Source organism: Pseudomonas sp. R45(2017) (assembly GCF_002112305.1).
GTDB classification, from domain to species: domain Bacteria; phylum Pseudomonadota; class Gammaproteobacteria; order Pseudomonadales; family Pseudomonadaceae; genus Aquipseudomonas; species Aquipseudomonas paraglycinae.
The window spans coordinates 43,290-58,812 of record NZ_NEHH01000012.1 but is presented as its reverse complement, the minus strand read 5'-3'; the positions used below and the strand labels follow the sequence as shown (position 1 = coordinate 58,812).

The following is a 15,523-nucleotide window of genomic DNA, read 5'->3' as shown; positions in this document are numbered from 1 at the left end:
AAAACTCGACCCTTATACGGCCATCAGGTCTTTTTCTTTCTCGTCCGTGGCCTTGGTGATCTGGGCCTCGGATTCTTTGGTCAGCTTATCGATATCAGCGATGGCACGACGCTCTTCGTCTTCGCTGATTTCCTTGTCCTTGACCAGTTTCTTGAGCTCGCCCAAGGCATCACGACGAATATTGCGCACGGCAACACGCGCGTCTTCAGCAGCGCTACGCGCCTGCTTGGTGAAGCCTTTACGCGTTTCCTCGGTGAGGGCCGGCATAGGGATCAACAGCAACTCACCCAGGTTGGTCGGGTTGAGGTTCAGACCAGCGCTTTGGATTGCCTTGTCGACAGCAGCGAGCATGTTGCGCTCGAACGCCACGACCTGCAGGGTGCGCGAGTCTTTCACGGTGACGTTGGCAACGCCGCTCAGCGGAGTATCAGTGCCGTAGTAAGGCACCATGACACTGCCGAGGATGCTCGGGTGAGCCTTGCCGGTACGAATCTGACCGAACGCGTGGTTCAGAGACTCCAGGGATTTCTGCATACGCGCTTGGGCGTCTTTCTTGATTTCGTTGATCATTGTTGGCCTTCCTCGATCAAAGTCCCTTCTGCGCCACCATGCACGATGTTCAGCAGGGCGCCGGGCTTGTTCATGTTAAATACGCGCAGCGGCATCTTGTGATCGCGGCACAGGCAGATGGCCGTCAGATCCATTACGCCCAGCTTGCGATCCAGTACTTCATCGTAAGTCAGATGATCGAACTTCTCGGCATGCGGGTCTTTGAACGGGTCAGCGGTGTAGACGCCATCGACCTTGGTCGCCTTGAGCACGACATCGGCGTCGATTTCAATGGCGCGCAGGCAGGCTGCCGAATCCGTGGTAAAGAACGGATTGCCGGTACCGGCCGCGAAGATCACCACGTCCTTGGAGTTCAGGTGGCGCATGGCCTTGCGACGGTCATAGTGATCGGTCACACCGACCATGGAGATGGCCGACATCACGATCGCCGAGATATTGGCACGTTCCAGCGCATCGCGCATGGCCAGGGCGTTCATCACAGTGGCCAGCATGCCCATGTGGTCGCCCGTGACCCGATCCATGCCGGCCTTGCTCAGCGCTTCACCGCGGAACAGGTTGCCACCGCCAATCACCAGACCAACCTGGACGCCGATACCGACCAGCTGGCCGACTTCCAGCGCCATGCGATCCAGCACCTTAGGATCGATCCCGAACTCTTCCGAGCCCATCAGGGCCTCGCCGCTAAGCTTGAGTAGAATGCGTTTATAGCGAGCCTGATAACCACTGCCCTGCTGAGCCATTGCGAATCTCTCCTGCGGCGTATTTTAAAAATTCTTTGCGAGCTGTTTACAGCTGGCGTTCACTCTAGCTTGGCGCTGCTTCAGCGCCATCGGAACATGGCTTTGTAAGTCAGTTCCAAGGGGAAACCAATTAAAAATTGGTAACCCTATCTGAAAAGAGGCTGCGCGCGTGAGCGGGCAGCCTCTTTCGGGCGACAGTTGAAAAACCGTCTTATTGCTTGGCGGCAGCCAGCTGGGCAGCAACTTCTTCAGCGAAGTTGTCGACCGGCTTCTCGATGCCTTCGCCTACTTTGAAGTAGGTGAAGGAAACGATTTCAGCGCCGCCTTTCTTGGCCAGCTCGCCAACCTTGATTTCAGGGTTCTTGACGAACGCCTGCTCAACCAGGCTTGCTTCTGCCAGGAACTTGCTGATACGGCCTTTGACCATGTTCTCAACAATGTTTTCTGGCTTGCCTTTGATTTTTTCTTCGTTCAGCTGCAGGAACACAGCTTTTTCACGCTCGATCGCTTCGTCGGAGACTTGCGAAGGCAGCAGGAACTCAGGGTTGCTTGCAGCAACGTGCATTGCGATGTCTTTGGCCAGCTCGACGTCGCCGCCTTTCAGGACAACAGCAACACCGATCTTGTTGCCGTGCAGGTAGGTGCCGACTACGTCGCCTTCTACGCGCACCAGGCGACGGATGTTGACGTTCTCGCCTACTTTGGCAACCAGTGCTTCGCGAGCGGCTTCTTGAGCAGCGATCAGCGGAGCTGCGTCGGTCAGCTTGTCAGCGAATGCTTTGTCAACGCTGGCAGCAACGAAGTTTTTGAAGTCGTCCTGCAGAGCCAGGAAGTCGGTCTGCGAGTTGACTTCGATCAGAACGGCAGCCTTGCCGTCGTCCTTGATTGCGATAGCGCCTTCAGCGGCAACGTTGCCAGCTTTCTTGGCAGCCTTGATCGCGCCCGAAGCACGCATGTCATCAATGGCTTTTTCGATGTCGCCGCCAGCCTTTTCCAGGGCTTTCTTGCAATCCATCATGCCTTCGCCGGTACGCTCGCGCAGTTCTTTGACCAACGCTGCAGTAATTGCTGCCATTTTCAAATTCCTCTTGGATAGGTTTTCAACCATTCCACCCGATCGAACGGGCGTTCAATTCTTCCCGAGACACCTTGTAGCCGCTGCACGTTACAGATGCTGTAGCTGCGCTGCCGACAAATGGTTTTCGAGGTGGCAAAAAGGGGGCCAAGCCCCCTTTTTGCTTACTGAGTCAACGCCAGGGCGTCAATTACTCAGCTGCAGCCTGAGTTTCTTCAGCTGCGAATTCTACAGTACCGCCAGCAACGTTGTTGCGACCGCGGATGACTGCGTCAGCCATCGAACCCATGTACAGCTGGATAGCGCGGATTGCGTCATCGTTGCCTGGGATGATGTAGTCAACGCCTTCCGGGCTGCTGTTGGTATCGACAACGCCGATGACCGGGATGCCCAGCTTGTTGGCTTCGGTGATCGCGATGCGCTCGTGGTCAACGTCGATCACGAACAGTGCGTCTGGCAGACCGCCCATGTCCTTGATGCCGCCCAGGGAGCGATCCAGCTTCTCAAGATCGCGAGTGCGCATCAGCGCTTCTTTCTTGGTCAGCTTGGCGAAAGTACCGTCTTCGGCTTGTACTTCAAGGTCACGCAGACGCTTGATGGAAGCACGGATGGTCTTGAAGTTGGTCAGCATGCCGCCCAACCAGCGGTGATCGACGTACGGCGAACCGCAACGTGCTGCTTCTTCAGCAACGATCTTGCCAGCGGAACGCTTGGTGCCGACGAACAGAATCTTGTTTTTGCCCTGGGCCAGACGCTCTACGAAAGTCAGAGCTTCGTTGAACATTGGCAGGGTTTTTTCAAGGTTGATGATGTGAATCTTGTTACGCGCGCCGAAAATGTATTTACCCATTTTCGGATTCCAGTAACGGGTTTGGTGACCGAAGTGCACACCGGCCTTCAGCATATCGCGCATGTTGACTTGGGACATGATAGTTCCTTGATAAGTCGGGTTGGGCCTCCACGTATCCCAATGACCAACCATTGATCCGAGGATCAAAGGCACCCAGGCCATCGTGTCGACACGTGTGTGGGTTAATGCTCCCGGAGCTATCCCCGGAAAGCGGCGCATTTTATACCACAGGGACGACGCAAACGGAACCCGGAATCTGCAATCGCGTCAGGGACATGCGCGCCAGGCCCTTGGAATCGGGATAATGCACCGCATTGTATAGAGAGAAGCGATGCACGCAGGCGCGGATTTGCGCCTTTGGTCTGTTAGAATCGCGTTTTTCGGGGCCGCCAAACCAACAGCCGCGCCCCTGTTCGTATCAGCAAGCGCCGCCGAGCGCAGAGAGAGTCTGTATGACCGTCACCCTCAAAACCCCCGAGGACATCGCTGGCATGCGTGTCGCCGGCAAACTGGCCGCCGATGTGCTGGAAATGATTGCCGAACACGTCAAGCCGGGCGTGACCACCGATGAGCTGAACCAGATCTGCCACGACTATATCGTCAACGTGCAGCAGGCCATCCCTGCCCCGCTCAACTACAAGGGCTACCCGAAGTCGATCTGCACCTCGATCAACCACGTGGTCTGCCACGGTATCCCGAACGACAAGCCGCTGAAAAACGGCGACACCCTGAACATCGACGTCACCGTGATCAAGGACGGCTATCACGGCGACACCAGCCGCATGTTCCACGTCGGCACCGTGCCGGTCTGGGCCGAGCGCCTGTCGCAGGTCACCCAGGAATGCATGTACAAGGCGATCGAAATCGTCAAACCCGGCTGCCGCCTCGGCGACATCGGCGAAATCATCCAGAAGCACGCTGAAAAGAACGGCTTCTCGGTAGTGCGTGAGTTCTGCGGCCATGGCATCGGCAAGGTGTTCCACGAAGAACCGCAGATCCTGCACTACGGCCGCGCCGGCACCGGCATGGAACTGAAGGCCGGCATGACCTTCACCATCGAGCCGATGATCAACCAGGGCAAGGCCGACACCAAAGTACTGGGCGACGGCTGGACCGCGATCACCAAGGATCGCAAGCTGTCGGCGCAGTGGGAACACACTTTGCTTGTCACCGACACCGGCTACGAGATTTTCACCCTGCGCAGCGACGACACCATCCCGCGCATCTCGGCCTGATCCAGACACCGTTCCCAGCCTATAGAAGGAAAGCCAATCGATGCCGCAGGTGGATCCCGAACTCTTCGACCGCGGCCAGTTCCAGGCTGAACTGGCCCTGAAAGCGAGTCCCATCGCGGCGTTCAAAAAGGCGATCCGCCAGGCCCGCGAGGTGCTCGATGCACGTTTTCGGGCCGGTCGCGATATCCGACGGCTGATCGAAGACCGGGCCTGGTTCGTCGACAACATCCTGCAAAAGGCCTGGGACCAGTTCGACTGGAGCGAAGACGCCGACATCGCGCTGGTCGCGGTCGGCGGCTACGGTCGCGGCGAATTGCACCCCTATTCCGACATCGACCTGCTGATCCTGCTGGACAGCGCCGACCACGAAATTTTCCGCGATTCCATCGAGCGTTTTCTGACGCTGCTGTGGGACATCGGCCTGGAAGTCGGTCAGAGCGTTCGCTCCGTCGACGAATGCGCCGAAGAGGCCCGCGCCGACCTGACGGTGGTCACCAACCTGATGGAAAGCCGCACCATCTGCGGCCCCGAGCGCCTGCGCCAGCGCATGCTTGATGTCACCAGCACTGAGCACATGTGGCCGAGCAAGGATTTCTTCCTGGCCAAGCGCGCCGAGCAGAAGGCTCGCCACCACAAATACAACGACACCGAATACAACCTGGAACCCAACGTTAAAGGCTCGCCTGGCGGACTACGGGATATTCAGACGATTCTGTGGGTGGCCCGTCGTCAGTACGGCACCCTGAACCTGCGCGCCCTGGCCGGCGAAGGCTTTCTGGTCGAGAGCGAAAACACCTTGCTGGCCTCCTCTCAGGAATTCCTCTGGAAGGTGCGTTACGCCCTGCACATGCTCGCCGGTCGCTCCGAGGACCGCCTGCTGTTCGATCACCAGCGCACCATCGCCGGGCTGCTGGGTTTTGAAGGTGACGACGCCAAACAGGCCGTCGAAAACTTCATGCAGCAGTATTTCCGGGTGGTGATGAGCATCGCCCAGCTCAGCGACCTGATCATCCAGCACTTCGAGGAAGTCATCCTCGCCCCGGAAGACGAAGCACCGCCGCAGCCGATCAACTCGCGTTTCCAACTGCACGACGGCTACATCGAAGCTCGCAACGACAACGTATTCCGCCGCACGCCGTTTGCCATGCTCGAGATTTTCGTGCTGATGGCCCAGCAGCCGGAAATCAAAGGTGTACGCGCCGACACGATTCGTCTGCTGCGGGAAAACCGCCACCTGATCGACGACAACTTCCGCAACGACATCCGCAATACCAGCCTGTTCATCGAGCTGTTCAAGTGCAAGATCGGCATCCACCGCAACCTGCGGCGAATGAACCGCTACGGCATTCTCGGGCGCTACCTGCCGGAGTTCGGCTTCATCGTCGGGCAGATGCAGCACGACCTGTTCCACATCTATACGGTCGATGCGCACACGCTGAACCTGATCAAACACCTGCGCAAGTTGCAGTACACGCAGGTGTCGGAGAAATTCCCGCTGGCCGCCAAGCTCATGGCGAAACTGCCCAAGCCTGAACTGATTTATATGGCCGGCCTGTACCACGACATCGGCAAGGGCCGGCATGGCGATCACTCGGAGATCGGCGCGGTGGATGCCGAGGCGTTCTGCCAGCGTCACCAGCTGCCGGTGTGGGACAGCCGCCTGATCGTGTGGCTGGTGCAAAACCACCTGGTGATGTCGACCACCGCCCAGCGCAAGGACCTGTCCGACCCGCAGGTAATCCACGACTTCGCGCTGGCGGTCGGTGACGAAACCCGTCTCGACTACCTGTACGTGCTGACCGTGGCCGACATCAACGCGACCAACCCGACTCTGTGGAACTCGTGGCGCGCCAGCCTGCTGCGCCAGCTCTACACCGAGACCAAGCGCGCCCTGCGCCGTGGCCTGGAGAATCCGGTGGATCGCGAAGAGCAGATCCGCCAGACCCAGAGTGCGGCACTGGACATTCTGGTGCGCGGCGGCACCGATCCGGATGACGTCGAGCAATTGTGGGCGCAACTGGGCGATGACTACTTCCTGCGCCACACCGCCGGCGACGTGGCCTGGCACACCGACGCCATCCTTCAGCAACCGGCCGACGGCGGTCCGCTGGTGCTGATCAAGGAAACCACCCAGCGCGAGTTCGAGGGCGGCACGCAGATCTTCATCTACGCGCCGGACCAGCACGACTTCTTCGCCGTGACCGTGGCGGCGATGGACCAGCTCAACCTGAACATTCACGACGCCCGGGTCATCACGTCCAGCAGCCAGTTCACCCTCGACACCTACATCGTGCTCGACACCGATGGCGACTCGATCGGCGACAATCCGGTCCGGGTCAAGCAGATTCGCGACGGCCTGACCGAAGCCCTGCGCAACCCGGCCGACTACCCGACGATCATCCAGCGTCGGGTGCCGCGCCAGCTCAAGCATTTCGCGTTCGCCCCGCAGGTGACGATCCACAACGATGCCCAGCGCCCGGTGACGGTGCTGGAACTCACGGCACCCGATCGCCCGGGCCTGCTGGCACGGGTCGGCGGGATTTTCCTCGAATTCGACCTGTCGCTGCAGAACGCCAAGATCGCCACCCTGGGCGAGCGGGTGGAAGACGTGTTCTTCATCACCGACGCCCACAATCAACCGCTGTCCGACCCGCTGCTGTGCAGCCGTTTGCAGGATGCCATCGTCGAACAGCTGAGCGTCAATCAGGAACCCGATATCAAACTGTCGCGCATCAGCATTTGATTGCGCGCCCGGATTCAACCGCTTTGCACGAGATCCCGCACCGATGAACAACGCTCTGTCCCAGCTTCAGCCCTACCCGTTCGAAAAGCTCCGCGCCCTGCTCGGCAGCGTCACGCCAAACCCGGACAAACGCCCGATCGCGCTGTCCATCGGCGAACCGAAGCATCGCTCGCCAAGCTTTGTCGCCGAGGCGCTGGCGAACAATCTGGATCAGATGGCGGTGTACCCGACCACCCTCGGCGTTCCGGCCCTGCGCGAAGCCATCGCCGCCTGGTGCGAGCGTCGCTTCAGCGTGCCGAGCGGCTGGATCGACCCGGCGCGCAACGTGCTACCGGTCAACGGCACCCGTGAAGCGCTGTTCGCCTTCACCCAGACCGTGGTCAACCGTGGCGATGACGCCTTGGTCGTCAGCCCGAACCCGTTCTATCAGATCTACGAAGGCGCGGCGTTCCTCGCCGGCGCCAAGCCGCATTACCTGCCGTGCCTGGACGAGAACGGCTTCAACCCGGATTTCGACGCGGTTTCGCCGGACATCTGGAAACGCTGCCAGATCCTGTTCCTGTGCTCGCCAGGCAACCCGACCGGCGCGCTGATCCCGGTCGACGTGCTGAAAAAGCTCATTGCCCTGGCCGACGAATATGATTTCGTTATCGCCGCCGACGAGTGCTACAGCGAGCTGTACTTCGACGAACAGACTCCGCCGCCGGGCCTGCTCAGCGCCTGTGCCGAACTGGGTCGCAAGGATTTCAAACGCTGCGTGGTGTTTCACAGCCTGTCCAAGCGTTCGAACCTGCCGGGCCTGCGCTCCGGTTTCGTTGCCGGCGATGCCGACATCCTCAAAGGTTTCCTGCTGTACCGCACCTACCACGGCTGCGCGATGCCGGTTCAGACCCAACTGGCCAGCGTCGCCGCGTGGAATGACGAAGTGCACGTGCGCGCCAACCGAGCGCTGTATCGCGAGAAGTTCGATGCCGTACTGGCGATCCTCAGCCCGGTGATGGATGTGCAGCGTCCGGATGGCAGCTTCTACCTGTGGCCGAATGTGCAAGGCGACGATGCCGCGTTCTGCCGCGATCTGTTTGCCGAAGAACACGTGACCGTGGTGCCGGGTTCGTACCTGTCCCGTGACGTCGATGGCGTCAATCCGGGTGCCGGGCGCGTGCGCATGGCGCTGGTTGCGCCGCTGGCGGAATGCGTCGAGGCTGCCGAGCGCATCCGCGATTTCGTCCTGCGCCACAAGTAATGCCTGAACGCCCGTGCCGGGCAATCCGGCACGGGTGGTCAAATATCACGTAACAGTTCCCCTTCTTTTCTACCCCACTCCCCCGCCCGCCAGACGTTAGTCTTGAGCGGCGCCATTCGCTGCGCCTTACTAAAAACCGATCTTTGACTTCATGGAAGAAGTGAAAATGACAGAACTGCTCGATTGCCAACTCAACCAATGGCCCGACGATCAGGCGGCGTATATAGCCGCCATCAACGAAAACCCGGCCAATGCCGGCACCGCGACCGGCACTCGCCGCAAGCGCTCCGTCGTCAACTACTCAAAACTGTGGGCTAACGGCCGCACACTGAAAATCGCCTTCATGGACGCGCCCGATACCGATCACAAGAAGAAGATCATCGATGCCGCCAGCCAGTGGTTGCCGTACATCAACCTCACGTTTGAATTCGTCGATGACCTGTTGGGCGACATCCGCATCGCTACTAAAAACAACGACAACAGTTCGATGCTCGGCACCGATGCGCTGCTGATTCATCCGGACTATCCGACCATGAACCTGGGCGTAAAGCCGGATCACCAGGACTTTGAAGTGATCGTGATGCACGAGTTCGGTCATGCGCTGGGCGCGCTGCATGAACACCAACACCCACAGGCAAAAATTCCGTGGGATAAACCGAAGGTGTACGAGTTCTACAAAAATCGCGAGATGAACCCGCTGACCGAGGAGCAGGTCGACAGAAACCTGTTCGCTTCCTTCGACACGCTGGACGCGATCTACACCGCCTACGACCGCAGGTCGATCATGCACCACCCCGTGGCCAACACCTTGACGGTGGGCAACTGGGAGGTGCCGATCAACCGCACGATCAGCAAGAAAGACAAACGCCTGATGAGATTGCTCTATCCCAGGTAACGCTTTGCCTATTTGACCTGTCCCAGGTTGGCCTCACTCAAGTCGAGCTCGCCCAACACTTCACGCAACACATCATCACCGATCTGGTGCTGACGGCTGAGGCTGTACAACTCGAGGCGTTGCGCGCGCAGCGCCTTGAGTCGCAGGCGGCGCTCCAGCAGATCCATCTGGAACGCCAGCGCCTGGGCTTCGGCCGAATCGTTGAACACCTCCAGTTGATGACGATACTCGGACATGATCCGGGCCTTGAGCTCCGCTGCCAGCGCGGCTTGCGCGGCATCCTGCGGGTTGACCTCTTCGGTCTCCAGCGCATGAATCGCTGCTTCCGCCGTCTTGCGCCAGGCGTCGCGCACTTCCTGACGGCGTTTGTCGTCCGGGCTCTTTTCGATGCCGCGCAACAGCAACGGCAGCGCAATGCACGCCGCCACCAGCGACAACAGGATCACCCCGGCGGCGATGAAGATCAGCAGATCGCGCTCGGGGAACGCCTCGCTGCCCATCAGCATCGGCACCGACATCACGCCTGCCAGGGTCACCGCACCGCGTACGCCACCGACGGTCAGCAGCCAGCAGGAACGGGCGGTCGGCACTTGCGTCAGATCTCCCTTGCCCCGCAGGCGGCGCAGCAACACCGACAGGCGCCAGATGCTCTGTACCCAGATGAAACGCAACAGTACAAGCGCCAGGAAGATCGCCACCACATCGAGACAGCGATAGAACAGGGTCGGCCACAACGAGGTCTCGTGGCTGACCACCGCTTTGATGATGTCCGGAAGTTGCAGCCCCAGCAGCAGGAAGATCAGGCCATTGAAGGCGAATTCCAGTAACGACCAGACACTGCGGTTGAGCAAACGCGTGCTGGTCTGGCGCGGCAGCAGATCGAGCCAGCTCTGCATCATCCCCGCCGCCACTGCCGAAAGGATGCCCGACGCGCCAAGCCGTTCGGCCAGCACGTAAGCGGCAAACGGCAGCAGCAACATGAACACCACGTGGGTCGCCGGATCGTCCCAGCCCCGGGCGATCATCCAGGCGCGCAACCGGCCGACCAGCCAGCTCAGTGCCACACCGACCGCCAACCCGCCGACTGCCACCAGCACGAAGGTCAGACTGGCATTGGCCAGGGAAAACGCACCGGTCACCGCGGCAACCAAGGCGAATTTGAATGTCACCAGGCCCGAGGCATCATTCATCAACGCCTCGCCTTGCAGCATGTGCATCAGCGGCGTCGGCAAACGGTTTTGCGCGATGGCCGAAACCGCCACGGCATCCGTCGGCGACAGCACCGCCGCCAGCGCAAAGGCCACCGGTAAAGGAATCGTCGGCAGCAGCCAATGAATGAAGTAACCGGCGCCGACCACGGTAAACAGCACCAACCCGACTGCCAGCGTCAGCACCGGCCCGCGAAGGCGCCACAATTCGCGCTTGGGCATGCGCCAGCCATCGGAAAACAGCAGCGGCGGCAGGAACAGAAACAGGAACAGTTCAGGATCGAGGGCCACGTGCAGGCCGAGGGTCGGCCAGGCCAGCAAGGCGCCGGCGGCGATCTGTACCAGTGGCAGCGGCAGCGGAATCACCCGTCCTACCAGGCGCGAGACACTGACCAGCATCAGCAGGATCAGGACGGTATAAGCGGTTTGCATAAAGCGGAAATCCCGGACAATCGACAGCGTTGAACTGCCATATTAGCCGCTTAGGCTGTGGCTGACCGTTGCACCTATGTCGCAGGCCCCCTCCGTAAAAGCAACCTCGGCGCCGCGAAACCGTCTGGTCATGGCATAATCCGACACCATTTTTTTCCAGCACCTGTAAAGGGGGCAATTCCTTGACCGTTTCAAGCAAAACGTTGCACCTTTTCGGCATCAAAGCCTGCGACACCATGAAAAAGGCGCGCACCTGGCTCGATGAACACGCTGTCAGCTATGACTTCCACGATTACAAGACCGCCGGCATTGACCGTGAGCACCTGACCCAATGGTGCGACGAACATGGCTGGCAAACGGTGTTGAACCGCGCAGGCACGACCTTTCGCAAACTCGACGACGAACGCAAAGCCGATCTCGACCAGTCGAAAGCCATCGAACTGATGCTCGCTCAACCCTCGATGATCAAGCGCCCGGTGCTCGATCTCGGTGACCGAACCCTGATTGGCTTCAAGCCAGATATCTACGCGGCCGCCCTCAAGTAAGCAGCCCGTCACTTTTTGTAGAGGTATTCACATGTCCAACTCCCTGTTCAGTATTGCCTTCGGCGTCGGCACCCAGAACCGTCAAGGTGCTTGGCTGGAAGTGTTCTACGCCCAGCCGCTGTTGAACCCTTCGGCCGAACTGGTTGCCGCTGTTGCACCGATCCTCGGCTACACCGAAGGCAACCAGGCGATCACCTTCACCACCGCACAAGCCGCCCAACTGGCCGAAGCCGTGAAAGGCATCGACGCGGTACAAGGCAAGCTGCTGACCCGTCTGGCTGAAAGCCACAAGCCGCTGGTCGCCACCCTGCTGGCCGAAGACGCGCAACTGACCTCGACCCCTGAGGCTTACCTGAAGCTGCACCTGCTGTCCCATCGTCTGGTCAAGCCGCACGGCGTGAGCCTGGCCGGGATCTTCCCGCTGCTGCCGAACGTGGCCTGGACCAGCCAGGGCGCGATCGACCTGAGCGAACTGGCCGAGTTGCAACTCGAAGCCCGTCTGCGCGGCGAGCTGCTGGAAGTGTTCTCGGTGGACAAATTCCCGAAAATGACCGACTACGTAGTACCGGCCGGCGTGCGTATCGCTGACGCGGCGCGTCTGCGTCTGGGCGCCTACGTGGGCGAAGGCACCACCGTGATGCACGAAGGTTTCATCAACTTCAACGCCGGCACCGAAGGCCCGGGCATGATCGAAGGCCGCGTTTCCGCTGGCGTATTCGTCGGCAAGGGTTCGGACCTGGGCGGCGGCTGCTCGACCATGGGCACCCTGTCGGGCGGCGGCAACATCGTGATCAAGGTCGGCGAAGGCTGCCTGATCGGTGCCAACGCCGGTATCGGTATCCCGTTGGGCGACCGCAACACCGTCGAGTCGGGCCTGTACGTGACCGCCGGCACCAAGGTGGCGCTGCTGGACGAGCACAACAAACTGGTCAAAGTGGTCAAGGCCCGTGAACTGGCTGGTCAGACCGACCTGCTGTTCCGTCGCAATTCGGAAACCGGCGCTGTGGAATGCAAGACCCACAAATCGGCGATCGAACTGAACGAAGCACTGCACGCTCACAACTAAGCGCCAGAAGCTCACCTGAGGGAGCCGGCCTGTTTGCCATGGCGTTCGAAAGATCGCCATCGCGGGCAAGCCCGCTCCCACAGGGTTCGGCGTTAACCCGCCCATCTTCACCAGGGCTTGAAACCGTGATGATTCCCTCCCCCTGGCGCGCCGACTTCCCGGCCATCGCCGCCCTGCAACGGCAAGACCAGACTTACCTGGACAACGCCGCCACCACGCAAAAACCCCAGGCCCTGCTCGACGCGCTGGCGCATTACTACGCCAATGGCGCGGCCAACGTGCATCGTGCCCAGCATCTGCCCGGCGCCCACGCCACGCAGGCGTTCGAGGACAGCCGCCTGAAGGTCGCCCAGTGGCTGAATGCCGGTGACAGCGGGCAGATCATCTTCACCCACGGCGCCACCAGTGCGCTGAATCTCCTGGCTTATGGCCTGGAACATCTTTTCCATCCGGGCGATGAAATTGTCATCAGCGCCCTGGAGCATCACGCCAACCTGCTGCCTTGGCAGCAACTGGCACAACGTCGCGACTTGAAGCTGATAATCCTGCCGCTGGACGATGACGGTGTGATCGACCTCGCCGCTGCCGTTCACCTGATTGGCCCGCGCACTCGCTTGCTGGCGGTCAGCCAGTTGTCCAACGTGCTTGGTGCATGGCAACCATTGCCGGCGCTGCTGGCGATGGCCAAGGCACACAACGCGCTGACCGTGGTCGATGGCGCTCAAGGTGTGGTCCACGGTCGGCATGACGTCCAGGCCCTTGGTTGCGACTTTTACGTGTTTTCCAGCCACAAGTTGTACGGCCCCGATGGCCTCGGCGTGCTGTTCGGGCGCAACGCAGCGCTCGAACAACTGCGCCCGTGGCAATTCGGTGGTGAGATGGTGCTGGAAGCCAATTACCACGACGCGCGTTTCCGCCCCGCTCCCTTGGGATTCGAAGCGGGAACGCCGCCGATTGCCAGTGTGATCGGACTTGGTGCGACCCTCGACTATCTGGCCGGTCTGGATCAGGACGCGGTGTCCGCCCACGAAGCGGCGCTGCACGATTACCTGTTACGTGGCCTCGCCGCCCGCAATGGCATTCGTCTGTTGGGCAAGCCGCAATTGGCGCTGGCGAGTTTTGTCGTGGAGGGTGTGCATAACGCCGATCTGGCGCACTTGCTGACCGAACAGGGCATCGCCGTACGTGCCGGGCATCACTGTGCGATGCCGCTGCTCAAGCGTTTCGAACTGGCCGGGGCTATTCGTGTGTCGCTGGCGCTGTACAACGATTCCGAGGATCTGGAGCGGTTCTTTGAAGCGCTGGATCAGGCGCTGGAGTTGTTGCGATGAGCCTGCCGGTCGAGGCCGCCGAGGCGCTGCAAACATTTCAGAACGCCGCCGGCTGGGAACAGCGGGCGCGATTGTTGATGCAGTTTGGCGATCGTCTGCCGCCGTTGAGCGATGCGGACAAGTGCGAGGCCAATCGAGTGCGCGGCTGTGAAAGTCAGGTGTGGCTGGTTGGCGAATTGCGCGACGACCGCTGGCAATTCGCGGCGAGCAGCGATGCACGGATGATTCGCGGGTTGGTGGCGTTGTTGCTGTTGCGGGTCAACGGTTTGACCGCTGGCGAGTTGCAACAGTTGGACCTGCCGGACTGGTTCAATCAGTTGGGGCTATCGCGGCAGTTGTCGCCGTCGCGCAGCAATGGCCTGAATGCCGTGTTGCAGCGGATGCGTGAACTCGCCCCGAACTGATCGTTCCCACGCTCCGCGTGGGAATGCAGCCCGGGACGCTCTGCGTCCCATGCCGAAGCGGACGCAGAGCGTCCAATGAGGCATTCCCACGCAGACGGTTCGACGCCTCGACGTGGGAACGATCGGCGACGTAGAGCGTGGGAACGATCGGTCACTGGTCAGGCCTGAGGCTTGACCCGATCCGCCGGGCGCCGAACGCCCGCCACAATCTTGTCCACCGCCTTGGTCGCCGCGACCATGCCGAACGTCGCCGTCACCATCATCACCGCGCCAAACCCGCCGGCGCAGTCCAGCTTCACACCGTCGCCGACAAAACTCTTCTGCAGGCAAATGCTGCCGTCCGGTTTCGGATAGCGCAGCTGTTCGGTGGAGAACACGCACGGCACGCTGTAATGGCGGGTCACGGTACGCGAGAAGCCGTAGTCGCGGCGCAGCGTCGAGCGCACTTTCGAGGCCAAAGGATCATTGAACGTACGGTTGAGGTCGCAGACCTGAATCAGCGTCGGATCGATCTGCCCGCCGGCGCCGCCGGTGGTGATGATCTGGATTTTGCGCCGTTTGCACCAGGCGATCAGCGCAGCCTTGGCGTTGACCGCATCGATGCAGTCGATCACGCAGTCGATGTTCGGCGTGATGTATTCGGCCATGGTGTCGCGGGTGACGAAGTCCGCCACGGCGTGCACCTTGCAGTCCGGGTTGATCCCGCGCAGACGCTCGGCCATCACCTCCACCTTGGGCTTGCCGACGGTGCTGTCCAGCGCATGCAACTGACGGTTGGCGTTGCTGACGCAGACGTCGTCGAGGTCGAACAGCGAAATCTCGCCCACCCCGCAACGGGCCATGGCTTCCGCCGCCCAGGAGCCGACGCCGCCAACGCCGACAATCGCCACGTGGGCTGCGCGCAGGCGTTCGAGGCCCTCGATGCCATACAAACGGGCGATGCCTGCAAACCGCGGATCTTCTGTACTCATGACCATTACCCTAAAAACCGGCGCGCATTATAGGGCCGTCGGCGGCCAAGAGCATCTTTGCGCTATGAACGGCGAACGCGCCTGCTTTAATTAAAGCTGCACGTAACAAAGATTTGTCTTACACACTGAAACGAAAGAACTTAAGTCAGGTTGGATTGCCCAACGTCCGGCATTTCCCTGTCTCTTGTAGGACTTGGCGAACTGCCGGTGTAGGA

General features: G+C 60.5%; 14 protein-coding genes. 8 read left to right on the top strand and 6 right to left on the bottom strand.

Translation table 11 applies throughout. The features are described from left to right. Positions 1 to 12: 12 nt before the first annotated feature. The 4 genes from frr to rpsB all read right to left on the bottom strand — a co-directional run bounded on the left by frr (position 13) and on the right by rpsB (position 3,313). On the bottom strand, positions 13 to 570 hold the full coding sequence (frr, locus tag CAF74_RS24985; RefSeq protein ID WP_007954771.1) for a ribosome recycling factor: 558 nt from the start codon (positions 568 to 570) through the stop codon (positions 13 to 15). Further along, complete coding sequence (pyrH, locus tag CAF74_RS24980; protein WP_003222124.1) at positions 567 to 1,310, bottom strand: UMP kinase; 744 nt, start codon at positions 1,308 to 1,310, stop codon at positions 567 to 569. Before pyrH ends, frr begins: the two co-directional genes overlap by 4 nt. A 211-nt stretch (positions 1,311 to 1,521) precedes the next feature. Then, positions 1,522 to 2,385 (bottom strand): translation elongation factor Ts, encoded by an 864-nt coding sequence (gene tsf / locus CAF74_RS24975; RefSeq protein WP_011332682.1) that lies wholly within the window; start codon positions 2,383 to 2,385, stop codon positions 1,522 to 1,524. A gap of 190 nt (positions 2,386 to 2,575) precedes the next feature. Beyond that, positions 2,576 to 3,313, bottom strand: coding sequence for a 30S ribosomal protein S2 (gene rpsB / locus CAF74_RS24970; protein ID WP_008052780.1), 738 nt, complete (start codon positions 3,311 to 3,313; stop codon positions 2,576 to 2,578). 374 nt (positions 3,314 to 3,687) lie between these two features. Here rpsB and map point away from each other — a divergent pair, with 374 nt between their 5' ends. From map to CAF74_RS24950, 4 genes are all read left to right on the top strand, one after another. Then, positions 3,688 to 4,470 (top strand): type I methionyl aminopeptidase, encoded by a 783-nt coding sequence (gene map, locus CAF74_RS24965; RefSeq protein ID WP_039769663.1) that lies wholly within the window; start codon positions 3,688 to 3,690, stop codon positions 4,468 to 4,470. 40 nt (positions 4,471 to 4,510) lie between these two features. Further along, on the top strand, positions 4,511 to 7,213 hold the full coding sequence (locus tag CAF74_RS24960; RefSeq protein ID WP_085748106.1) for a [protein-PII] uridylyltransferase: 2,703 nt from the start codon (positions 4,511 to 4,513) through the stop codon (positions 7,211 to 7,213). 43 nt (positions 7,214 to 7,256) lie between these two features. Beyond that, positions 7,257 to 8,456 (top strand): succinyldiaminopimelate transaminase, encoded by a 1,200-nt coding sequence (gene dapC, locus CAF74_RS24955; protein WP_085748105.1) that lies wholly within the window; start codon positions 7,257 to 7,259, stop codon positions 8,454 to 8,456. Between the two features lie 166 nt (positions 8,457 to 8,622). After that, positions 8,623 to 9,351, top strand: coding sequence for a M12 family metallopeptidase (locus CAF74_RS24950; RefSeq protein WP_085748220.1), 729 nt, complete (start codon positions 8,623 to 8,625; stop codon positions 9,349 to 9,351). A gap of 8 nt (positions 9,352 to 9,359) precedes the next feature. Here CAF74_RS24950 and CAF74_RS24945 read toward each other — a convergent pair whose 3' ends face one another. Beyond that, entirely contained in the window at positions 9,360 to 10,991 is a 1,632-nt protein-coding gene (locus CAF74_RS24945; protein ID WP_085748104.1) for a Na+/H+ antiporter, read from the bottom strand. A 182-nt stretch (positions 10,992 to 11,173) separates the two neighbouring features. On the opposite strand from CAF74_RS24945, the gene CAF74_RS24940 reads away from it, so the two are divergent. The 4 genes from CAF74_RS24940 (at position 11,174) to CAF74_RS24925 (ending at position 14,337) form a co-directional block, all read left to right on the top strand. After that, entirely contained in the window at positions 11,174 to 11,536 is a 363-nt protein-coding gene (locus CAF74_RS24940; protein ID WP_003222107.1) for an ArsC family reductase, read from the top strand. Positions 11,537 to 11,567: 31 nt separating this feature from the next. Next, the gene (dapD, locus tag CAF74_RS24935; RefSeq protein WP_085748103.1) at positions 11,568 to 12,602 is read left to right on the top strand and encodes a 2,3,4,5-tetrahydropyridine-2,6-dicarboxylate N-succinyltransferase; all 1,035 of its coding nucleotides are present in this window, start codon (positions 11,568 to 11,570) and stop codon (positions 12,600 to 12,602) included. 125 nt (positions 12,603 to 12,727) lie between these two features. Further along, entirely contained in the window at positions 12,728 to 13,933 is a 1,206-nt protein-coding gene (locus CAF74_RS24930) for an aminotransferase class V-fold PLP-dependent enzyme (protein WP_085748102.1), read from the top strand. Further along, positions 13,930 to 14,337 carry a SufE family protein gene (locus CAF74_RS24925; RefSeq protein WP_085748101.1) on the top strand — a complete coding sequence of 136 codons (408 nt, stop codon included), beginning with the start codon at positions 13,930 to 13,932 and terminating at the stop codon, positions 14,335 to 14,337. Before CAF74_RS24930 ends, CAF74_RS24925 begins: the two co-directional genes overlap by 4 nt. A 158-nt stretch (positions 14,338 to 14,495) precedes the next feature. On the opposite strand, the gene tcdA is transcribed toward CAF74_RS24925, so the two are convergent. After that, positions 14,496 to 15,314, bottom strand: a complete 819-nt coding sequence (gene tcdA / locus CAF74_RS24920; RefSeq protein WP_039769652.1) for a tRNA cyclic N6-threonylcarbamoyladenosine(37) synthase TcdA — start codon at positions 15,312 to 15,314, stop codon at positions 14,496 to 14,498. Between the last annotated feature and the right edge of the window lie 209 nt (positions 15,315 to 15,523).